The 22,745-nt window shown below is 39.9% G+C and carries 16 protein-coding genes and 3 pseudogenes; 1 reads left to right on the top strand and 18 read right to left on the bottom strand.

Features of this window, described 5'->3' with window-relative positions:
- Positions 1-10: 10 nt before the first annotated feature.
- From AC58PV_RS06200 to AC58PV_RS06150, 11 genes are all read right to left on the bottom strand, one after another.
- Positions 11-1,237, bottom strand: coding sequence for an amylo-alpha-1,6-glucosidase (locus AC58PV_RS06200; RefSeq protein WP_497431406.1), 1,227 nt, complete (start codon positions 1,235-1,237; stop codon positions 11-13).
- 42 nt (positions 1,238-1,279) lie between these two features.
- Positions 1,280-1,936, bottom strand: a complete 657-nt coding sequence (locus AC58PV_RS06195) for a histidine phosphatase family protein (protein ID WP_497431405.1) — start codon at positions 1,934-1,936, stop codon at positions 1,280-1,282.
- A 92-nt stretch (positions 1,937-2,028) separates the two neighbouring features.
- Entirely contained in the window at positions 2,029-3,699 is a 1,671-nt protein-coding gene (locus AC58PV_RS06190) for an extracellular solute-binding protein (RefSeq protein WP_497431404.1), read from the bottom strand.
- A gap of 70 nt (positions 3,700-3,769) precedes the next feature.
- A complete protein-coding gene (locus tag AC58PV_RS06185) occupies positions 3,770-4,657 on the bottom strand; it encodes a carbohydrate ABC transporter permease (protein WP_497431403.1) in 888 nt (295 codons plus the stop codon).
- A gap of 36 nt (positions 4,658-4,693) precedes the next feature.
- The gene (locus tag AC58PV_RS06180; protein WP_497431402.1) at positions 4,694-5,659 is read right to left on the bottom strand and encodes an ABC transporter permease; all 966 of its coding nucleotides are present in this window, start codon (positions 5,657-5,659) and stop codon (positions 4,694-4,696) included.
- Positions 5,660-5,934: 275 nt separating this feature from the next.
- The gene (locus AC58PV_RS06175; RefSeq protein ID WP_497431401.1) at positions 5,935-7,692 is read right to left on the bottom strand and encodes a sensor histidine kinase; all 1,758 of its coding nucleotides are present in this window, start codon (positions 7,690-7,692) and stop codon (positions 5,935-5,937) included.
- Positions 7,693-7,729: 37 nt separating this feature from the next.
- Complete coding sequence (locus AC58PV_RS06170; RefSeq protein ID WP_497431400.1) at positions 7,730-9,343, bottom strand: response regulator; 1,614 nt, start codon at positions 9,341-9,343, stop codon at positions 7,730-7,732.
- Positions 9,344-9,454: 111 nt separating this feature from the next.
- Positions 9,455-11,140, bottom strand: coding sequence for a CehA/McbA family metallohydrolase (locus tag AC58PV_RS06165; RefSeq protein WP_497431399.1), 1,686 nt, complete (start codon positions 11,138-11,140; stop codon positions 9,455-9,457).
- Positions 11,141-11,471: 331 nt separating this feature from the next.
- Complete coding sequence (locus tag AC58PV_RS06160; RefSeq protein ID WP_497431800.1) at positions 11,472-12,110, bottom strand: methyl-accepting chemotaxis protein; 639 nt, start codon at positions 12,108-12,110, stop codon at positions 11,472-11,474.
- A gap of 501 nt (positions 12,111-12,611) precedes the next feature.
- Positions 12,612-13,097, bottom strand: a complete 486-nt coding sequence (locus AC58PV_RS06155) for a hypothetical protein (protein ID WP_497431398.1) — start codon at positions 13,095-13,097, stop codon at positions 12,612-12,614.
- Between the two features lie 429 nt (positions 13,098-13,526).
- A complete protein-coding gene (locus AC58PV_RS06150; RefSeq protein ID WP_497431397.1) occupies positions 13,527-14,963 on the bottom strand; it encodes an aminotransferase-like domain-containing protein in 1,437 nt (478 codons plus the stop codon).
- Positions 14,964-15,081: 118 nt separating this feature from the next.
- Here AC58PV_RS06150 and AC58PV_RS06145 point away from each other — a divergent pair, with 118 nt between their 5' ends.
- On the top strand, positions 15,082-16,047 hold the full coding sequence (locus AC58PV_RS06145; RefSeq protein WP_497431396.1) for a DMT family transporter: 966 nt from the start codon (positions 15,082-15,084) through the stop codon (positions 16,045-16,047).
- Positions 16,048-16,943: 896 nt separating this feature from the next.
- Here the strand turns inward: AC58PV_RS06145 and AC58PV_RS06140 are convergent.
- The 7 genes and pseudogenes from AC58PV_RS06140 to AC58PV_RS06110 all read right to left on the bottom strand — a co-directional run.
- Positions 16,944-18,029, bottom strand: a pseudogene (locus tag AC58PV_RS06140) (MFS transporter); the annotation flags it as partial.
- Positions 18,030-18,349: 320 nt separating this feature from the next.
- Positions 18,350-18,928: pseudogene (locus AC58PV_RS06135) on the bottom strand (aldo/keto reductase); the annotation flags it as partial.
- Between the two features lie 484 nt (positions 18,929-19,412).
- Positions 19,413-20,237, bottom strand: coding sequence for a transposase (locus tag AC58PV_RS06130; RefSeq protein WP_497431395.1), 825 nt, complete (start codon positions 20,235-20,237; stop codon positions 19,413-19,415).
- A complete protein-coding gene (locus AC58PV_RS06125; RefSeq protein ID WP_497431394.1) occupies positions 20,237-20,371 on the bottom strand; it encodes a hypothetical protein in 135 nt (44 codons plus the stop codon). Before AC58PV_RS06125 ends, AC58PV_RS06130 begins: the two co-directional genes overlap by 1 nt.
- A 216-nt stretch (positions 20,372-20,587) precedes the next feature.
- Positions 20,588-21,043, bottom strand: a complete 456-nt coding sequence (locus AC58PV_RS06120; protein ID WP_497431393.1) for a hypothetical protein — start codon at positions 21,041-21,043, stop codon at positions 20,588-20,590.
- A gap of 9 nt (positions 21,044-21,052) precedes the next feature.
- Positions 21,053-22,054 carry a DUF3231 family protein gene (locus AC58PV_RS06115; protein ID WP_497431392.1) on the bottom strand — a complete coding sequence of 334 codons (1,002 nt, stop codon included), beginning with the start codon at positions 22,052-22,054 and terminating at the stop codon, positions 21,053-21,055.
- Between the two features lie 439 nt (positions 22,055-22,493).
- A pseudogene (locus AC58PV_RS06110) lies at positions 22,494-22,745 on the bottom strand (group II intron reverse transcriptase/maturase); the annotation flags it as partial.

Here is a 22,745-nt window from a genome sequence, read left to right as displayed (position 1 = left end):
CACTCACTTATCAAATCTTCCCTATCATTTCGTCATCCATAACACACTTATAAGCAAAAATATACATCCCGGCAGACCATGCCTGATAGGACATACCGGAAGGCATTCCGCTTCTCCCGTTCAACCATTCGTTGAACTCCCAATCAAACCGCCTTCCAATCTGGTTCGCTTTTGCCAGGTTTTCCAGTTCCTCTAAGGCAAATTCTCTTTTTCCTGCTTTCGCCAGTGCTGCAACATAAAACCCTCCAATGAAAGGCCATATGCCTCCGTTATGATACTGATACTGCAGGTTTAAATGTGCATTTCTGTAATATTCGCGCCAGTCTTTATCTCCAGGCATGATCGGCGGGTAGTTAGCCATGATGGGATATGGCCTGTTCATACCCGTTTGTATAAAATGGTCTATAATTGTATTTGCTTTTACATCGTCTGCAATGTCAAAAAGGATAGCCAGGCTGTTGCCAAGAGCATCACAGTGATGTCCAAAATCCCTGAAAGATGCATAGGGCAAATAGAACTTACCAAACCAATACAATTCACTGCTCATCCTAATAATCCTTAGCCACTCTTGACAGTAACCATTGTCGTTAACGATTTTTGTTTTTTCTTCCACATCTCCAGGCCAAAGCAAGAGATTCAGCTTTGTTTTTACATCTTCTGCTTTAGACAGACTCTCCTCGCCGCTTTCTCCATTCAGCTCCAGTATGTTGGCATATTCTACGAGTGCTTTAACATATAAGACATTGTCATAAAGGATGTTCCCTCTGTTTGCATACAAGTCTCCCCAGTCCGCAGCTTCTTGGACCTCGAGCAAACCGCAATTGTTGCTGTCCTGATATTCAAGCCAAAGCATTGCTTTCTTTATGGATTCCAAATTCCTTCTAAGAAAATCCATATCCTTATATCGCTTGTAGTAGACTCCGTGCCCAATGACATACCATGGATTACTGTCTACAGCACCTTGGGACGATTCAATTCCCGGCTTATCTACATCAACGGATAATGGGATCATGCCAAGTCTGGTTTGATATTTTGAAAGCGTGTCTAGTGTGTTCCTAAAGGAATTTTTAAACACCTCATTTTCTACTAAGGATGCGCCTAAAAAAGTAATAATACTATCCCTTGCAAATACCTGATTATACCCCTCCGATAATGCAGATGCTTTTGCACCAATTGCATGCATGCACCGCTCTACTACATGAATGGATTGTCTATATGCTTCTTCAATAATGTTCAATTTTCAGCCTCCCCCAATATGTTGTATCCACTATTCAACTGTCTATTTGCCTATCTGATGAAGCGCTGGAATAAGTAATTTAGGATAATAGATTCCTTTTTGTTCTACAAAATCAATTACTGCTACCCCTGTATGTTCCAAAGAAAAGCTTCCAATTGGAAAAGGTCTAACACCAAGTAAAAAGTTTAACAATACGCCTAGAGAACCTCCATGAGCAAACACGACAATAGAAAGCTCTTTAGCATGTTCCTTAGGTACATAACCGCCCATACGGCTATGTATGCCAATCTCACTCATCAACTTTAAAAAGGGCGGAATTATTCTTGCGCACATGTCATAATAGCCCTCACCCAATTCCGTTTTCCAGGTTTCCTCCGCATAGGCATCCCCAGTTTGTCGTTGGATTTCCTCAAATACAGTACTAGGCACATTTTCCAGATTCCGATCCGGCATCCATTCATATATAAATGGCAATATCCTTATATCCATTTTCCTTCCGGCCAGAACAACCTCCGCAGTTTGCAGCGCCCTACCGTAGGGAGAGGAAAATGCATAGTCATATTTTTCATTTTTTAAAGCCTCCCCAGTTGCCTCAGCCTGCAGGATTCCAAATTCGGATAGACTCCCTTTAACTGGTCGTTCAGGGCATATAAAGGGGTCTCCTGCTATTTGTCCATGCCGTATGAAAGTTAGTCTCATGATTCTCTCCTTCGTTCATAATAAAGGCAATGAATGAAGTCTAATGTCTCCATCCATTGCCATTTTCTACCATTTAAACTTTTTTGATTGGATTATTTCCCTGCTAATTGTTTCACGTACTGTTTATGCATCTTTGTCATATACGCTTCAACCTGAGCAGCACCGGCAGCATCAAGATCTTTCACATACTTCGCAAACTCAGCTTCAGCCTCCGCCTCTGATTTGGCCAATATGACGGAGAAGGCATTGTCGTACAGCCTCTTATCCACAGCCTGCTGTTTCGAGATTGTATCTGTATCCGCTCCAGCCATCAGATCGCCTATAGTGGTTGAGTCGTACCAGTATGGACTTAATGCCTTGTCTCTTTGCTGCGCCCGTGTATTGTTTGTTGCAACAGGATCATCCTTCAAGATCCAGTAAGTTCCCCAGCTGGTTTTACCAAGGTCTGATCCTACAAGTCTGGAATATTGACTCATACCAGATTCTTTTTCAATATTTGCTTGTTTTTCACCAGAAAGCCATCTATCCAGATAAGACTTTACCAATGTCGGCTTACCGTCAACCATGTCCCATTGAATCCCTTTTGGTCCATTCATGGCCAAGAAGTTTCCTTCTTCAGTTGTCAAGTAATTGAGCAACTTCATTGCAGCTTCCGGATTTTTCGCTTTGTCGGTGATGATAAGCGCTCCTGTACCCTTTTTGCTTACAGATAATAAGGTTGGTTTATCAGCGGTAGGAAATTTGAATACAACGTTTTGGAAATACATTTTTTCAGCATTTGGCAATTTCGCGTCCGTGTAGGTCTTCAAAACGTCAAAGGTTTGGTTCCAACCGCCGATATGAGCTGCAACTCTTGCCGTACTAAGCTTGGATTTCTGCCATGTCGCATAGTCTTGTGTAAATGCTTCGGGATCAATTAATCCTTCACGATACAGTTTGTTGTAAAATTTAAGAACATCCTGAGCCCAAGGCGCCTTTGGCCAGAATTTCACAACATCATCCGCTCCCATATAAAGCTTTGAATCTGCCGGTGAACCTGCCATAGCAAGCATGCCAAAGTAAGGAGATCCCCAGTTACGATTGAATCCGCTGAGCGGATACATCGTTTGTCCATCAGAGGTTTTTGGATATTTCTCTTTTACACTCTTCAAATAATTGTACACGTCATCTGATGTTTCCAGCTTTGGAGAACCAAGCGCTTCGTAAATATCCGTCCTTACCTGTAAGCTATACCCGTATCCTGGTGGAGTAGCTCCTTCCGGTAAATAGGTGTTGGTTAAGTGATAAATGTTACCGTCGCTTTGTTTGAGCATGTTAAGCGCTGAGCCGTACTTCTTTTTCAGATCCGGACCAAACTTATCAATCAAATTATTTAGCGGAATAGCTATTTTATCGGCAATTACTTTCGTAGGATCAGATAACATAATTAGATCTGGATATTCTCCACTGGCGAGAACAACATTCAATTTGTCTTTTCCATTTCCTGAATAGACATCCCATTTCAACTTAATGTTCAGTTTTTCCTCAATTGCTTTGGCGACAGGGTTACTTTCCCAGAAAGGATCTCCTGTAGGGAAATTCGGTGTACCGCCAGCAGAATTAACAATCGTTAACACGGTCGGCGGTTCTTTCACTGGGCTCGTCTGGCTGCTGGCAGCAGGTGTAGCGGTGTTGGTTACCGTGTTCGAACTACATGCGCTTAGAACAGTGATACACAATGCTGTAGCAACGATCGAGCTTACCATTTTTGAATTCGTTTTCATTACATCTGACACTCCCTTTTTATTATTATGAATAGTTTCCGCTAGGCTTTTCTGCTAACCTGAAACTTTATCATCCTTTAACAGCACCTACCGTAAGTCCGCCAACAAAGTATTTTTGTAGAAATGGATATATCATGACAATAGGGATTGTAGTGATGGTGATGGTCGCCATCTTGATGATTTCAGGTGTGAGAATGGAACCTGATTGTTCCAGTCTGGCCGCTTGCGCAGGGTCTGTTGACTGAATCTGTGTCTCCATTAGTATGTTTACAAGAACCCCTTGCAGGGTTGCCAACTCCTTCGAACCTGAAGTAAACATGAAGGTATCGAACCATGTGGTCCACTGCGCGACGCCAATCATTAAGGCGATTGTTGCCAATACGGGAGTCGACATGGGCAGTATGATGCTTCTTAACGTCTTTAATTCAGATGCCCCATCGATTCTAGCTGATTCGGATAAGGAAGGCGGGAGATCTTCGAAAAACTGCCTCATGACCATCACGTTCCAGACACTAATGGCACCAGGGATAATATAAACAAGAAAGTTATTATATAAGTGTAAATTTTTAAAGAGCATGAATTCCGGGATCAAGCCCCCTGAAAAATACATGGTGAAGATAAAGAAAAATAAGATAGCTCTTCTAAATATCAACTCTCGGTTAGCTAACAGATAAGCAAGAATCGCCGTACTTATTAGACCAAGTAGTGTTCCTAATACAGTCCTCGCAATACTGATATATGTCGCATGCATCAAGCTGCTTTCATTGAAAATAGCTGCGTATGCTTCTAATGAGAATTTTCTAGGCCAGAAATAAATACTCCCTCTCATGGCATCTCTTCCCTCATTCAAGGACACAACCAATATGTTCCAGAAAGGAAATGCTGCTAAGAATGCAATCAACAACAGAAAAACATAATTGCATACATAAAACAACCGTTCTCCCGGTGTTATTTTCATCTGACACCCCCATTACCGGATTTTAAATGTATTCCTCTAAAATATACCCATTTTCAGAAATTTCCTGCATAAATAATTGCATAGTACAATCAACACCAATCCGGCCACACTTTTAAACAAACCCACAGCGGCTCCATAGGAGTAAGCTGCCTGTTGTAAGCCATATTTCAGTACATAAGTGTCCAACACCTCTGAATGCCTGATATTCATCGGATTTTGCAAAAAAAGCTGCTGGTCTAATCCGGCGTTCAATATGTAGCCTAAACCAAAAGTAAATAGGAGGACGATGGTAGGCAAAATGGTAGGTAATGTAATACTGGTTATTTGTTTAAATTTACTTGCTCCATCCATCATAGCGGATTCATACATTTGTTTATCAATTGATGTGATTGCAGCTATATAAATGATCGAATTCCATCCAATGTTTTTCCACACATTAAGCCCTGTAACCAAAGGCCAGAAGTTCTGCTCTTCCCCTAGAAAGTTAATCGGCTTATCAAGTATATTCATATGAATTAAAACGGAATTGACCGGTGCAAGTTCATCAATGGAGAATAGCGTCATCGCCATTCCCGCTACCACTACCCATGAGATAAAGTGTGGTAAATAGGAGACAGTTTGTACCAACTTCTTAAACACGGCGTTTCTAACTTCGCAAATCAATATGGCAAATAGAATGGCCGCAATGGTTGAAAACACAAGATTCAACGAACTAATGACGATCGTGTTACGCATGACAATGGAAAAATCAGGACTTTTAAAAAATGATTCAAAATAAGTGAAACCAATCCATTCTCCTCCAAATGGTGTTCTAAAGGAAAATTCTCTGAAAGCTAGTAGGGCGCCATACATCGGAACATATTTAAAGATTAAGATAAAAGTGATAAACGGGATTAATAATAGAAGATGAACTTTCTGCCTTTTAATTTTCTTTATTAGGGCATTTTTTCTATAACTGGCTTTCATACCTTGCTTAACGCTCGAAATACTTGATAATCTCAACGAATTCCTCCCCAATCCCAAATGTAATTCTGCATCTGACTTATCTTAATCACTCACCGACATCTTTAATTATGATGGGGCAACCCTTTATTTTCAATTTAAGTATCCATCGAATGATATAAGTAACCGTATCATTTTGAATGCAAATCACATATAGATATAAACATTTTCAATGAATAACAAAACCCAAGATGGCGCCTATCCAGGAAAAAAAAGCAGGGTATTTATTGGGATTATCAAAGTCCCAAGAATACCCTGTGGATGATATATGTGTATTAGACACTTAACTCCTGTTTGTTTTCAACGGAAAAAGATATTTCTACAATGGTTCCGGGGTTTCCATGATACACATGAATACTGGCATTGCTGTAGAATATTTTGAGACGCATAAACGTATTCGTGACACCATAACCCACTTTGTAGTCTGAAACTTCTCCATTATTCAGACGTTTAATGTATGCGATAAAGTTCTCGTTTACCCCCATACCGTTATCGGCAATCGTGATTACAAGGTTATTTCCATTTTTGTAAATATCCACTATGATGTGGATGATATTCCCATGTACTCTGCCATGAATAATACTATTTTCAACAAATGGCTGTATGGTCATTTTACTAATCAATAGGTCTTCGTATTCTTTTTCTACACGAACCGTCAGCTTGATCTGGTCACTGTGACATAAATTTTGTAGCGCGACATACTTTTCTATCAGTTTGATTTCGGATTTAATCGCTATGATGTCTCGCCCCTGACTAAGAACGAGCTTATAAAAATCACTTAACAGGTCGATGATTGTGACTATTTTATTTTCATTTTTGTGGAAAGCTATCCATCTCACTGCCGAAAGTAAGTTATATAGGAAATGGGGATTCATCTGCTTCTGTAAATACTTGATCTCACTTTCAACCTTCTGTCGTTCTCTCTTTGCGATATCTTCCGTAAGTCCTTCAATCGTCAGTGCCATATTGCATAATGTATGATCAAGGGCAGAGATTTCACGGATGCTGCTTCGATCTGGTACTATTATTAAATTGCCTTTTTCAATTGCTCTAATTTTTTTCACAAGTTTTTCTATATTATGTGCAAATTTCGTAGAAAACAGGATAGCTAGTAACACGCCAATCAGCACAAAAAAGCATGTACAAATCATGACATACCTAGCTATAGATCGTTTTTCCTTCTCTAACTCATAGGCGTCGTAGAGGATAACAACATTTAATCCGTTATTGACTTTCCCGTAATAGGAATAGTAGAAGTTACTACCCTGCTTTAATTTTGAATAGACCTTATCCCTTTCAACATTTTTTTCCACGTTGTCCAGTGTTTCCTTCCCAATTTGAACCTTCTGATTGGATCTGAAAACAATATTTCCTTCACTCAGTAAATAAAACAAGTATTTAGCATCCTCTTCTACTTTATACAAATTGCTTAATCTTGCTTGATTCATTTCTATGGCTAGAATTCCACCCGGCAGGTTAATATTGAGGTACTTAAGCAAAAGGATTTTGGTACCCTCGCCCTCCTCCTCATAAGTTACCCAAACATCCTTCCCGCGAGCATCAATCGCCTTTTTCATCAGATCCTGCCTCTTAAAGCTCTCCATACTTTTGATATTTTTACCGTCCGTAATAAGTTCAGGGTCCATTCTATAAATGGAAATACTTTTGATATCATTGTTTGTCGTTATATAGTTTTCAAACATATTATTAATGCTCATAAACTGGTTAAAAAGAACATAATCGACATTGCCGGCATTCTTACCAAGAAAAAAGCTCGTTATTGTACTATCGGAATATATGCTTCTGGCCGTCAACTCACTGTTTTTCATGATGTTCTCTACGCCATTGAGCGCTTGGGAAGTAGCATAGTGCATAAACTCCTCATTTTGCTTATTAAGAGTCTGGTTTAATCTGCCGTATATGATTGAGCTGATGGTAACCGAACAAATGAGAACAATAAGGATATTGAAGGCAAGTATGATGTGAAAAAATTTGAAATCATTAGTTTTGATGCGAATCACATTTTTTCTCATTACCTTGTACGCCCCATTAACATACGTCTTTTTTATTTTAGTTCATAAACTTGTTTCGATAATCCCCTGGTGTCATCTTAATGTAGTTTTTGAACACGATGTTAAAATAAGTGCTGTTTTCATACCCCACCATCTCGCCAATTTCATGAACTTTATACCGGGTCTGCGTTAATAATTCCTTTGCTTTACACATGCGTAGGTTCGTCAAATATTCCTGAATGCTTATCTTCATTTTTTGCTTAAATACAATCCTTAGGTAATTTGAACTCAAATATACCCGATCTGAAAGGTAGGTAAGGGTAATCGGTTTCTGATATTCGTGATTTAGAATATGTAATATTTCATTGATGATGTAATCATCTTTGTTTAGTTTTTTCCTTCCCATATACGAAGATATGGATTTTAAGATCTTACTGGTATACAGGATAATATCGGGGATTGTCTTGGAATTAATAATTTCCTTAAAAATGTCTACTTCTTCTTCGGCAATTTTCCCAAAGCTTTCACCCCTGCCTGCCATTTGCATGGATAAGTTAGAAAACAATAAAATAAATAAGCTTTGGATACTGTCCATTTTGTGGTTCGGGTCAACTAGTATTAAATGAACCAGCTTGCTTATTGCCTCCTCACAACTCTCTCCCTCACATGCCAAGTCAATTATTTGTGAAATTGTAGCTTTAATATCTCGCTGTTCCGTTTCCAATGAAACAGAATGAGCTTCATTACCCTCCGCATAAAAAACAATATGTCCATACCCTAAGGCTATTTTTCGGCTTGTAGCAAATCTGGATTGTTTATATGCGATGTGCAGCTCCTCAATATTCGCAAATACATCACTAACGCCGATAATATAATTATAATTATTTTCCTTGGATAAGTTTTCGATTTCTTTTTCAATATCGTTTATGATCCAAGAACCTTCCTCATTCCCTCGAACTAGCGTATGAAGCAGGACAATGATTCCTTTGCCTGAATACTTGATCAAAATCACATTCTTATTGTTGCAAATGCTTTCAAGTTTGTATAGAACCACGTTGAGTAAGTCAGAATTTTGAAAAATATCCGTATCCACACCAAACTCAAACTCGATTAACGCCAACTTATACATCCCAATCATTCTCAGCTTGAGATCATTTGCCTGAACAAACAATGATTTGCTATCGTTAGAGCTTTTTCCCGATGTGATTAATTCCTCAAGAAATTTGGATTGCAAATAGTGAAGATTATTTTTAAATTGTTCAACAATCTTAGTATTCTCAAGACTCGTAAGTTTTTCATCAACTAGAATGGATGTAGTCTTTTTAATAACTGCTATTAATTCTTCTTGTTTTAAAGGCTTGATCAAATAACTTAACGCCCTTACTTCCATCGCTTCTTGAAGTAGGCTGACATCTTCATGTCCGCTGGAGAAAATGAATTTGACATCAGGACAAAACTTTATAATATTTTTGGCCATCTCAATTCCGCTCATACCCGGCATTTTCACATCACTGATGATGATATCGGGCATAAGTGTTTTCGCTTTTTCCAGTCCATCCAAGCCATTGAACGCCGTTTCCACTTGCCGAATACCTAAAATATCCCAATTCATGTAATTTTGTAAAGCATTTCTTTCAAAATCGTTATCTTCAACAATGAGTAGTTTGGTCATGGATCATATACCTTTTCCTTTGTGATTTCAGGATCATGCACCACTACAATAGAGTCATTATATGGATATAAAATAGTTTATCATACCAGTATTTGTATGGGAAGAACCGCCCTAGAAGCTGATTTGAAGTTTAACTTTGCTTAATATTTTTTTTATGCGGGCAAGTTCAAAGTATGATGCAGGCACTTCTCCGGGAGCATACTGTTTGTCTTGATTAAAATAACCAAAGTACAGTTTCTTAAATATTTGTTGTAATTCGTCCATTTCAAACAGTTTCACTTTCTTTACAGTCCCGTCAACCTCAATATTCACTACAGAAGCAACTTTGATCATACAATTGATTTCCTTTGAAAAATTTGACTTATTCAGGTTATCATCAATCCAGAAAAGACCGTCTACAGGTTTTCCATCCTTAAGGACACTTAATGTCAAATCTGATTTAAAATCCCTGTTCTCAAAGGGAGTGTTTCTTATATAAACCGGATTCGTGATGGCTACATTTCCAGCAAAATCATAACACTTTGCAAGCACATAGCTGTCCTGGCTAATTTTCAGTTTTTCCTTCAGAACATACCTACTATCATTTATTCCATGTTCTATCGTAACTTTACCGTTAACAATGATTTGGATTTTACTAAGAGGCGCCTGGTAACATTGGAAGGCTTCTATCTCAATATTAAATTCCTCCTCTTCTTCATAGCTCAGGACTGCTCCCTGCTTTTGATCGTTCACATGAAATAGGATTATAGGGCCTGAGGAAACCGTATTTCTTCCTGCTTTTACGGATGTACATAAGGAATCAATGCTAAAATCGTCTAGATAGGTGTAAGTTTTAAACTTAAGATGCTTCATTACAGTCGTGTCAAAAGTATGATCCGATTCAGCTACCCCTGGCATAAAATAACCATTGTTCAATACATCATACCAAAGCTCCTGGTAATGGATATGATCACTGTTATACCCCATGATAACCATAGCATCAATTGATTCCGCCAGAATTTCAAACCCTAAAGTTGCTGCAATATTCGATATAAATTCCCCGTTATGATGCCACCAACTAGTCGGATGGGCAGCCACCGCAACAGAGTTTGGGCCTCTTTCCTTTCCAAGTGCTTCATAGGGGTATGAAATGTCGTATTCCGGTTCTTCTCCAACTTTAGTAAAAAGCCATGGATCCCATGCTCGATCATAATATTGGCTATAAGGAGGCATCTGATCATAATTCATTAAAAACATATGCCCATAGCGACATTTTACAATTTCATTACCAATATCCAGAATAAAACTGCTATTGTCTACCGCTTGAATAATTTCTGAAAACTTTTCCCTGTAGGGAACCATTTCAATATCACTATTATTCGTATCTTGCATATGGGTCTCCTGATCATATGGCGATCCGGCAAACAGGAAATTGAAATCTTCTCCTTGCATAATTGTAGATGCATGTTCAAGGTTCCCTATTGTTGATTTTTTATTTCTTGACACATGAGAGTGCGCATCAAAGGAATATAGGCCAAGACTTTTCGTGTCAATCATTTCCTTCAAACATACCTCTAAAGTAATATCCCTTCCGTTAATTTCCACCTTTTCCTTCACAGGCTGATATAAATTCCCCTTATAGAATTTAACATCGTAAATACCAGGTACCAGTTCAAATTCATATTCGCCATTACAATAGACTGTTAGCTTATTACTGCCATCTACGGTACCATCATTATTGTTTTGAAACGTACATAAATTGATTTTACAAAATGTTGCTTCCTTTTTTTCGTTATAAATAAATATTTTTAATTTCATTGATATTCTCCTACTTCAATGTAATATTTACCTTGTTTTCTATTCTTAAAAACTTTAATTTGAGGCCATTAATTTTATTATATAACTGTAAAACAATCATCTACAATTCAAATATACATCGAAATATATAGCTATAATTCACACTTGAATTTTTACATTATGATAAAAACAAACATTTTTGATAAATAAAAATAAGCCCAAATAATTACTTTGCACCTCTTTTAATGGGCTACATTGCAATTTAGAATCGACTTCCGAGAGATATTAAAGCGTTTTCAAGAATATCCAGAAACCCAGAAGTATGGGTTTTCAAAATACACTTCCCTTTTTCCTATTCTAAAAATTTCGACATTTTTTCTCGTAAATCTTGATTTAATTGATTCAGATACTCACCTAGAGCGGCTATCTCTTCAATCGAACCAAGCTGCTCTTCTGTTGAATTTAAAACGGTTCCAACATTAAGAGCAGTTGTTTGGGAGACATGATTCATTTCTGCCACAGATGCGGCGATTTCTTCAGAACTTGCAGATAGCTGTTCTGCGACTGCAGAAACATCGTGGATTTGTTCGGTGACATGTCTGGCACCTGAAAGAATCCTCTTAAACGTGTCACTCGTTTCAGTTACCTTTTGTACGCCAGTACTTACTTCTCTACGAACATCCGTCATAGCTCTTATTGACTGCTCATTTTTTTTTCGAATGTCTTCAAGAATATGTGTGATTTGTTTACTTGCCTTCGCTGACTGTTCCGCAAGTTTCTTGACTTCTCCAGCAACAACAGCAAATCCCCTACCATGTTCACCAGCCCGTGCAGCCTCAATGGCAGCATTCAGAGAAAGCAAATTCGTTTCTGCCGCAATGCCAGTAATAAATGCAATAATTTCGCTTATCTTGTTAGTACTCTCGCCCAAAGATTGAATGAGCATATCGGATTCATTTACTGATTCAGTAATGGAATCCATTTGTGTCATAACGCTTTGCAAAGAAATGCTGCCTATTTCCGCTTCTTCAGCAGATTTCATGGACGCTTCAAAAACAATGGCAGAAGTTTCGGCTATTTTGGAAATACCTTGCGCCATTTCTTCCATAGAACGTGTACTTTCCTCACTAAATGTAGCTATTTGAAGACTTCCTTGAGAAATTTGCTCAGTACTTACTTTAATAGCTGACATACCTCGTGTACTCTCAGAAGCCGTTGCCGAAAGTTCATCTGAGTATGAGGCGATCTGCTCTGTTGATTCGACTAGTTCCATAATCGCCAAGCGATGCGCACGATTTAAACTTGTAGAAGCTACAACTGCTGTTTCAGTTTGTACGGAAAGAGTCGCTTCGTTTTCGAGTGACTTGAAGCTCAATCTATTAATGGGACGTTTCCCTACTGCAATTAAGTAACCTCTCTTTAAACCTATTAGTAACTTTTTAGCATTTATTTTTCCAATCACTTCTATTCAGTCCTTTGTCATAGTTTTCAGCTACAATCTAATGATAAACTCTCCTCCACCATTCATGTTGACTTCCTCAATGGTAGCTAATGATTGGAATTTACGAGCAAAACCACGCAAAATACCTAAGTTAACCATTGCTGGGTAAGGAACATTGCAAATAAAACGAATTGTCTGGGGATTTTCTTGAATACATTTGTATTCACCATAGTTCCCATTACGATGATTCATTTTGTAGGCTACATCCAACAGGGCAACTGCTTTCTCAAAACTATCAATTTCCGGAGGAAAAACCGAGTTCTTAGGAATGTATTTACCTATTTCAAGCAACAAATTGTTCCCAACAGAAGCAGAAAGATCTGTAATTACTGTAATCACATGGTCCAGTGAGTACCATGCTTCTATATCTAATTCTGCAATTCCTTTTTCTGCAAGAAGTGTCTTGACCCTTTTCTGAAATACCCCGCAACCCTCAATGACACTCTTAACGGCTGATCCGTGAACTTCAACAGACATTTTCAAATCCCCCTCTAAAAACTATTAAAAATCCCAAACAATGATGAAAAAGTATAAATAAATTTTATACTACATACCCCGAAGAGTCGACGGACTATGAGTATCATCTCAATCCTAAACGCGAGGTATTTGCAGTCGCAAGGTGCTAAGTATATGAAGGATATTGGGTAGCCTACGGCTACGTTCTTAGAAATCGTAATGTTGAAATAGATTAGTCTCCGCGATTCATTGCAGTCTCACCGGTGCGAGAAAGTTCAACAATACAACGCCATCGCTGAGGGTGTAGAAATTCCGGAGATATTAGTAAGTTTCGCTCGGCGATAAAAAAAAGAAGAACTCGAGCTCACTCTTCGAGATTATGTTAATCCACATCAGCGCCTGATGCTTAAAACCATTCTAACCCACATCGACTCCCCCATGAGTATGATTTCAGTGCTGCCCCCTTTTTGAGTTCGACTCTAGCATCCAAACCCCAACCAACCTTCCCAGCCCCTCCTTCAATTGCACTTCATTCACAAAAGAATAACACAACCGTATCCATGACTTCAGCTCTCCTGAAGGATCGAAGATCGTCCCAGGAACAAAGGAGACAGACTTTCCAATACTTTTCTCAAATAGAGCTTCTACAGAGACCCCCTCTGAAAGCTTCACCCATAAGTTCAACCCGCCTTGCGGACTGACCCATTTCCAACCGGTGGCGGACAATGCGTCTTCCATTATATTTTTTCGGATATGCAGAGCTGTTCGGAGCTTCTCAATATGCTGCTGCAATCTCACCGATGTAAAGTAATGTAGAAAGATCTTTTGGTTCAGCAACGGAGTTCCATTGTCGGACAGTGATTTGGCTGTTATCAGATGCTCCATCATGGACCGCCTACTGGCTACAGCACAGATGCGGAGTCCCGGGGCCACATATTTACTAAAACTGCGAATATACACGACCCAGCCTTCCGTATCATAGGTGAAAATTGGCGGCGGAGGCTCCTGCTCAAAATACATATCATGAAAGGCATCATCCTCTACTAGCAGACACCGATATCGTTCAGCCAGTTCCACAAGCTGCTTTCGTTGATGCGAGGGAACGGTGTAACCCGTTGGATTATGAAAAGTAGGATTCAAGTAGAAGAAACGCGGCTTATACTTCATCATTAAAGCTTCTACATACGCAAGATCATAGCCGTCTGGACGAATATCTATGGGTAAAAGACGCGCCCCCTGTTGACGAAGAATATCAATAGCCGCGCTGTAGGTAGGTCGCTCCACAAGCACTGCATCCATAGGTCGGATAAGAATTCTTGAGATCAAATCAATGGCCTGCTGCGCCCCCGAGGTTATTAACAACTCGTCCGCAGAAACTTGAATGCGATGCCGCTGCAGCATATAGTCCGCAAGAGCTTCCCTCAGCTCTTCATCTCCTTGCACATTTGAGTAAGTACCCATCAGCTTGGGGTATATATCAAACACCTTTTTCACATATTCGGATAAAAAAAGATTAGGCAGCAGATTCGGATCAATAAGAGCCTGAGAAAATTGGTAAACAACCGGAATTCTTTGGATTTCGGATAGATGGTTTCTCAATAAACTTGAGGTAACTATGGTTGTGTCCTCGAAAGGCTCCAACATCTTGCTGCTTGGATGTACATAATAGCCGGATTTATCTTTGACAACTACCTTACCATCCTGCTTTAACAGCTGATAAGCCTTGAAAACCGTCAATCGATGGACCTGCAACTCCTCAGCCAGCACCCGGATGGAGGGCAGCTTATCATGCTCCTTCCACTCTCCGCGGCCAATCCGATTCAGGATATAATCATACACCTGCTTAAATAGATGGTTCGAATCTTCCATCGCCGGTAAATTTTTCATGTCTGCTTCACCTCCACTCCCCTTATTTTACACTAAATTCTCTTCATCTGTTCTATGGCAACTCATCTGTTCTGTCTCCTCCCCTATATGATGATTAACAAGAGAGGGATGATATTGCATGATTATTGTTAACTACGTACTAGTTTGCTTGATATTTGGTACGACCTTTTTGGGTATCAAAATTGGCGTGGATGCCGGAGCGCCCCCTTTTTTCTCGGCGGGACTGCGTTTTTTTGTAGCGGGTTTGATTCTTTTTACATGGATGGTATGGAAAAAGAAAGCGAAAGTGTCTCTCCTGCTGCGCAAGGAGCATTTGTTAACAGGGATAGGCTTAACTTTCGGAACCTTTTCAGCGCTCTATTGGGCCGAGCAATATGTAGAGTCAGGAGTTGCAGCTGTCTTATCAGGCACAGCACCGATTATGATATTGCTGATACAATCGGTACTTCTTCGCCAAAAGGCAAATATAAAGTCAATCTATGGTTGCATGGTAGGTCTCGCAGGGGTCATTATTTTACTGCTACCCAGTCTATCGGTTAAGGCGAATTTGTTATGGATGATGGGAGCGGTCATCATTTTAATCGGAGAAATCTTCTACGCATCCGGTACCCTGTATTCCAAGCAAGTCATCACGCGGTTTCCGAATACTTCACCTATAGCACTCAATGCAGCTCAGATGTTGTTTGGAGGTCTCCTGATGCTCCTTATGTCACTTTTCACCGAGAACATGAATCTCCAGACTATGCTTACGCTAAAAACCAGCGGTTCACTGCTTTATCTAATCGTCATTGGGTCCATGGTGGGACACAGTATGTACTATTGGCTCGTTGCTAGAACGAATCCTGTATTCCCATCCACCTGGCTCTACATCTCCCCGTTGATCGCGTTGGGCGTAGGCGTGTTGTTTTATGAAGAGCAGATTTCATGGTTAACGGTACTTGGGGGAATTACAATCATTGCGGGTACGGTACTAGTGAATGTAGATGCTTTGAGGCAATGGATTGCTCAAGCTCAATTAAGCCGACTACAACGATTTATAGGAACATTGGGGAATACAGCAGGTCAGAAAAAAAGGAACCATTAGGCTTCTTATGGAAATCCATTTAAATAAAAAAACAAGCCCGAAAACCTGCATATTCTTACTGTTTATATAATTACCAATACTTGTAAGGGTGGTTGCTCTTTCCGTAAAAACAATTATGAAACTGCTGTCGTTAGTTTAGCTAGTTACTGATCAGTCTACTGCTTGTCGGCAATCGGACAATGTTCTTGTCACGAATCGGGAATCGGATCAAGTTCTTGTCAACCGACACCAGCACGGGTGCACTTTTATATTGGCTATGTTAAACCTTAATGTAGATTCTGGGTTAAAAGTTAACCGTTTTAAATAAAGAAATTACAGTTATATTGAAGGTTGCCAGCGATATGACTTGCAATAAAGCGTCTGGAATGCAAAAAACAGCCAGTTCAAAAAAATCCACCGAACTTGCCTTCTCTTTAATCCACTTTTCACTATTTATGTACGTACTTAAAATCATAATTAATTTATAAAAAGGTTTCCATCTTTAGACTTGAATTATACTACCCGTTTGTTCAGTGAAAAAAGCCGACCGTCCCATCCATCACATGAATAGGAACCGACATAGAGTTCCCATTTTTCACTATCGTCTAATTCTTGAGCAAGATTTCTTTATTCTTTTCTTTAAATCCATAGTTAAATCCACTCCTAACAATCGTTACACATATAATTATAGAACGATTGTTAGTATTACAGTTGCCGGTTCTACTCCATCAGGAAGTACTTTAGCATTAATTGGCTGAGTAGATTTTGGCTCAATATGATTAGTCCTGTTATCGGATCGAGCAGGTTCCATTATAAGTAACGAATATGGCAATGTCGGTGATACGGTGCCAACGGTTTAATTACGACTATACGAACGAAATCAGGAATGCCCTGAGAGTACATCCCTGTTTCTTTACTTATGCTTTAGCAGGTTTTGCTGGAATGGTCCCCGCTATTATGCCTTTTCTTATGGTGAATAACAGGGTAAGAAGGGCAAGAGTTCCGATTATGACAGCCATTAACCAGATCGCGGAGTTGAAGCCAAGTGTGCTGGATGCAACTCCTCCACCATAAGCGCTTGAACCTTGGAATAAATAGGCGCCGACATATACAGCTGACAAAAACTGAACACGATTCTGGACAGTTGAGTTAATTGCGGCAAGGCCAATTGCTCCAGAAGCTGAGAACCCATACGCAAGACCACCAAATATTGACGAGCTCATAAATAACAGGAATGAATGATTTTCTGCAGCAGAAATGAGCAGTACCGTTGCAACAGCAATGGAAGCCATTCCTATACGAATCGATGTTACAGGTTTTAAACGACCAGCTATGGTTGCACTAACCGAAGCCAGCAAGTAGGAAATGGATAATACCGTTCCAATAACAAGAATGTCTTGAGTACCAATGACATCACGGGCGATTTGGGCTCCAAGCGATAACAATATTGCCGTATTTGCAAAACCGATGCCTATTGCCAAGGTAGCCAAAAGGTAAACTCTCCATAGACCTTTCGGTACTTTTACACCTTGTAGTTTAAAGGCAGGTCTTGTTGCAAATTGCGTTGTTGTTACCTTCGGAAGGAACAAGCACAAAATGATGCTTAATAACACAAGAACGGAAAGTACCCAATAACTGAAATACAGCGGCGAAGGAGCATATTTAATGAGCGCTGCTCCGACAATTGTTGCAAGAAACAGACCAACTACCTGCGTAATCGTATTTATGGATCCAGGCAACTTTTTATTAGAGGAAGGATTATACTCCACAAGTGCAGCTGCTCCAGAACCAGCCGTTAATCCTACTCCAAAGCCTTGAACCACTCGGCCGACAAACAACCAGACTACATTTTGAGCCGTTGAGAAGATTACTGCCGCGATTAGAAGGAAAACAAGTCCGGTAATTAACGTATTCCTACGCCCGATGTAGTCAGAAATATTCCCTAATAAGAACAGAACCAAGATAAGGAAGATAGGATAAATCGAGAATATGCCTGTCGTTACTGCTTTGGAAAGATGTCACTGTATGGCATAGACCGGAAACTCAATAGATGGTGCTGTACTGGACCACAAGCTGATAGTTAGTACCCACGCAACAATCCAAAAGGATGTTTTTGAAGATATAGTTTTCATGATTTGGCCTCTCTCTGAACAATCAGTCTTTAATATTCCGAAAATTTTCATAGCTCTTGGACAGCACTTAATAAAGACAGCCAATGAACGGGTATACTAAAAGAATGACCGTTCTTAAAATACTAGGTAGACTTGTTTCCCAGATGTCTTCGAATAATCTCATACAGCTTTACTCCATGCACTCCCGAGCGTCAGGAAAGTCGATAGACGGCGAATGGGTCGCCGTGACGAAACCTATCGCTAATTTTATTCAAGCGATCATATACATTATCGGACAGCTTCAGGTCGTCCGCAGCGAGATTGTCTTGAAGCTGCTCTAGGCGGGTAGCACCAGCTATGACACTCGCTACGGCAGGACGCTTCAGCAGCCAGGCTATGGCGAGTACAGCGGGTTTAACCCCCAGTTCGTCCGCTAGCGCTGCGAGCTGTCTGCCGAGCCCGTCCGCCGGACCTCCCATGAATCTGCGGAACGTGGGGTCTGTGACCGCACGAGAGCCTTCCGGTGTTTCCAAGGCAGATGCATACTTTCCCGTCAGGATGCCACCTGCGAGCGGGAAATAAGGGATCAGCCCGATGCCCTGATCCAGACACAGCGGTATCAGCTCGGCCTCGGGTGTACGGTCCGCAAGTGAGTAGCTCACCTGGGTACATACGTAGCGCGCAAGCCCGTGCCGCTCGCTTTTGCCCAGCGCCTTCATCAGCTCCCAGGCTGCATAGTTGGATGCGCCGATGTAACGAACCTTGCCGGCACTGATAAAATCCTGCAGCGAGCAACTTTATTGGAAATTATCAAGACAAAAATTAAAAACCTTTGATTAAATAAGGGGTTTCACATGTTAGACATATCTAATATGTGAAACCCCTTATTGTTAAACTAACGTTCTCCGTCCCTCAGTATTAAGGATTTATCTCACGTAAACTCCTCATTCGCAGGATTTCATCACTTTGAAATATAGTAATCCGAAGAATACTAGGTTGTTACGACCGTAATGTATCCTTTTAAGGCATGCGGGAACAGAGGAACATATGTAATATTTCCCCATATCATACTCTACTGCACGCATACTCCACAATCCCCTGGAGATTGACCATCCCAAGGCTCTACGGGTCGTCGCCCTTACATGCTTCGTTACACCTATCCAAGGTGTGGAGACCGATTGCGTTTAGCGGATGGGTCTGTGCCCTTTTGGAGAACGAACTCGGTCCTCCGTGCTTTCTTTTTTGAAGTCCTGCGAATGAATCAATTTACGTTAGTTAGAAGGCGTTAAGCAGCCTGAGTAGCCTGAATGACCGATTTTTCAGAGTAAATGACTCCTCGGAATGTACCATGCCAACTAAGATTCTTGCCAGTTTTACAAGCAACTTAAATATCGACTTCTGCTTACTTATGTGTTTAACTTGCACATTATTCTCATGTAATTGCTTAAATATAGGATTTATTCCCACTAATGTTAAGGTGGCTAGATACAAATATTTTCGAAGTGTGGAATCCCCTCGTTTGGAAAGTATGATCTGACCTTTACGCTTTCCAGACGTGCTCCCTGCTAAATTTAAACCGGCCTTCCGTAACAACTGACGACCGTGAGCGTATTGCTTCAAATCACCCGCACCAGACAGAATTGCTGCAATATAGTTTGTGCCCAAACCTTTAACGGAGCGAAGTTGGTAACCAATTGGGATATCACCAAGTAAAGCTACGATTTCTTGTTCGATTTGGTTCAATATACCATCAATGCGCTCGTACTCTTCTAGTAAGCGATGCAGATCCTGTTTGACCTCATTCAGCGCTACAGTTTCCCCCACGCTTTGAACCGCTTTAGAGAGTAGTTCAGCGGTCTTCTGAATGCCTGTGGAGCCGCCAGCTCGTTTCATATATTTTCGCCAACCTGTAATAACTTCGGACGTAGATTGACTTTTTAGATCAAACGGAGACGGGAACTCTTTGAGTGTAGCTATGGAGCGTGGGCAGGTCCAATCTTTAAACACAGAAGCATACTCAGGGAAGCGTATGTCCAGCCATCGGATGATCCGATTCTGCATCCGAACACTATTTGTGACCCAATATTCTCGATCATTCATTAGGGTTCGTAACCTCTGAAAATGGTAGCTTGAGCTACTTGAGTTTCCTTTGCCATATCAATGCCCACAACTAGATGTGAAGTAGTAATTCGTTCGATACGTTGATTTTGTCCGTCTGATTGCTTAAACTTCATAATAAGAGCGCCTCCTTGATGGTGTTGGGTGTCTACCCGTCGACAAACCCATCATACCGAGGAGCTCCTTTTTTGACAAAGCCCATTTCTTAGGCTATACAGGAATCTTTAGCGGAATGACTTGGACCAAATTTCTGTAATAGTTCTGCTAGGCGAGTATACAACGAGAAAATGGAAAAAAATTTAAAGCCTCTGATGGAAAATCCATCTATGGCTCTATTTAGACATAAGACATTTGCATAATTTTTTAGTGAGTTGACCACTGACTAATCCAGGTATTACAAATAACATCGGTAGCCATACCGGACCAAGCAACACTCCAAAAATCTTTAATTTTGAAGAGTAAATCAACCCTACGGTGACAAAGTAAGCAGTAAGCACAAATGGCAGAAAAGAAAAGTGGTCTTTTGCTCCTCCTGCTTCTTTGAATGCGTCCCACATTGAAAAGAAATACAAGCACGGATAAAACATGAGCCACTCATAATTCGTTTGCTGAATTGCTACTGAAATATTGCCTTGAAAACTTAAGATAATCACTTCGTTTAAATTCGATTGAATATTAATAAGCCCTTCTAAAAAAACAAAGAGTAGTCCCTTCAATAGTTGTTTATTCAGAATTTGAGAAAACCCTGGTAATGCTATGCTCCATAAAATGGCTTCTGCACTTGTCATTAGGCTTAACTACTTAAGCATTAAGGCATTTCGATCTTCAGCCATAGGAGGTTTCTCAAACCATCCTCTTTCTAACATAAGTTCTGCTCCGTCCTCTGAAAATAATAATTGTTCGCCGATCAGTTTTATATATTGGGCAGATAAATCTCTTCTCATACAAGTAGCTTGTCCAGCACCATAAAATCCGACTGCTGATGATGATAAGAATCCGATGTGAAACATGATGAGTTTATCAGAAAATGGCGGTGTTGTTGAATTCGTAACCATTGACTCCCAGGAAATTGGGAAATTCAAATTACTTTCCATAAAGAATGTACTAAATACTTCCGTTATTTTAGTGGAAAGTTTTAATCCTCTTTGTAGGTACTTTTTCACCTTTTCATCATTAGCTACTTGAGCAAATGCCATAGATATTGCTTTGCTCAAATACGTTTTATTCATATTAAAAGTAATGTTACTAATTTCAATTGCGCTTAAGGGTCTGCGTTTTTCAAGCCAGCCAGTCAGGAACTTTTTATCCGCCATTTCGGGAATTTCCGGGGAATGAATATACGGAGGTCTCGTATAGATCCCTTTTGATAAGGCTACATCCATTATCTCGTTGTATAATTTAATCGTTTCATAATTGCACTCCGTATAATATTCACGAATATCCACTCTTGAGGAAACTTGTAATGAAACAGAATAGCCTGTCATTCCATGAAAAGTCATAACTAATAAGTAATTCAAAAAAAGACCATCTAAAAATAACCTTGGGGCTTTTGTATTGACATCTTGTTCCGTAAAACCATAGGGTATTGGAAAATTTTCTTTCATAAGGAATTCTTTTATTTTGACTACATGCTTTTCTGATAAATTCAGCGCGGTTTTATAAATGTTTTTGATTTCTGGATCCTCAATGATCTCTAATGCATATTTACTGAAGCAAATAGACAATGTATCGTTCATATATTGAGACCATAATGCGGCAATTTCTGTAGATGTAAGCATAGCAGTCGTATTAAGATTCATCTTGTTAGCCTCCAATTTTTATTATGATTATTTAAAAGATACCCATTCTTTCAAAAATAATTCTTATGCATATAAAAAACATCACCGCGATTGGTGACGTAAGAATTCACATCTAATTTATTTATTAGGCAATCCATAAATACTATCCGATCAATAGATGAGAAAATAACAAATTTCTTTTGAGAAGAGTTATAGACTCACTAAAAATCAAATACGATTTGTATCATAAGTTGAGAGCCTCAAGTACGTTATGCTGCCCGTTAGTTCAGCAACAGGTTCGATTTCTTCTTAACTAAGTAGCTATTAACGCATATCCTCATTCATTAACCCCCTAAAAAAAAAAAAAAAAGTAGGGGAACCACTCTCATGGCTCCCCCCTTATCGAACCGCACGTGCCCTACTAAGGCATACGGCTCACCAACGTGATTCAACTTGAACTTCAGTTTGTGGCTAACCTTTGGGCACATTGTATTTTCCGAGCGCGTTCAGTTGTGTAATATTTCTGTCCGCGTTTCTTCATTCTTTCAATTTCCTGGGCTCTCTTCGTTTGCTGTTTGTTCTTCAGGTACTGGATGTATTCATCCAGTGTTTGGCCGTTTTGCTTATGGTAATAGAGCCAAAACGCTGGGATTAAACCTATTCGGACGAAAAACTCATTGTTCCACTTTGTCTGCATGGTGTACCCTTTTCT

The organism is Paenibacillus sp. J22FR83 (assembly GCF_059691955.1).
Note: the sequence above shows the minus strand (reverse complement) of the source record. Positions and strands in the feature narration are given on the sequence as shown.

Coding starts and splice junctions, on each gene's coding strand:
- AC58PV_RS06115 (WP_497431392.1), bottom strand. CDS start 22,054: ATGAATCTTAATACGACTGCTATGCTTACATCTACAGAAATTGCCGCA.
- AC58PV_RS06195 (WP_497431405.1), bottom strand. CDS start 1,936: ATGAGACTAACTTTCATACGGCATGGACAAATAGCAGGAGACCCCTTT.
- AC58PV_RS06150 (WP_497431397.1), bottom strand. CDS start 14,963: ATGAAAAATTTACCGGCGATGGAAGATTCGAACCATCTATTTAAGCAG.
- AC58PV_RS06185 (WP_497431403.1), bottom strand. CDS start 4,657: ATGAAAATAACACCGGGAGAACGGTTGTTTTATGTATGCAATTATGTT.
- AC58PV_RS06160 (WP_497431800.1), bottom strand. CDS start 12,110: ATGACACAAATGGATTCCATTACTGAATCAGTAAATGAATCCGATATG.
- AC58PV_RS06175 (WP_497431401.1), bottom strand. CDS start 7,692: ATGAGAAAAAATGTGATTCGCATCAAAACTAATGATTTCAAATTTTTT.
- AC58PV_RS06170 (WP_497431400.1), bottom strand. CDS start 9,343: ATGACCAAACTACTCATTGTTGAAGATAACGATTTTGAAAGAAATGCT.
- AC58PV_RS06130 (WP_497431395.1), bottom strand. CDS start 20,237: ATGAATGATCGAGAATATTGGGTCACAAATAGTGTTCGGATGCAGAAT.
- AC58PV_RS06125 (WP_497431394.1), bottom strand. CDS start 20,371: ATGAAGTTTAAGCAATCAGACGGACAAAATCAACGTATCGAACGAATT.
- AC58PV_RS06190 (WP_497431404.1), bottom strand. CDS start 3,699: ATGAAAACGAATTCAAAAATGGTAAGCTCGATCGTTGCTACAGCATTG.
- AC58PV_RS06165 (WP_497431399.1), bottom strand. CDS start 11,140: ATGAAATTAAAAATATTTATTTATAACGAAAAAAAGGAAGCAACATTT.
- AC58PV_RS06155 (WP_497431398.1), bottom strand. CDS start 13,097: ATGTCTGTTGAAGTTCACGGATCAGCCGTTAAGAGTGTCATTGAGGGT.
- AC58PV_RS06120 (WP_497431393.1), bottom strand. CDS start 21,043: ATGACAAGTGCAGAAGCCATTTTATGGAGCATAGCATTACCAGGGTTT.
- AC58PV_RS06145 (WP_497431396.1), top strand. CDS start 15,082: ATGATTATTGTTAACTACGTACTAGTTTGCTTGATATTTGGTACGACC.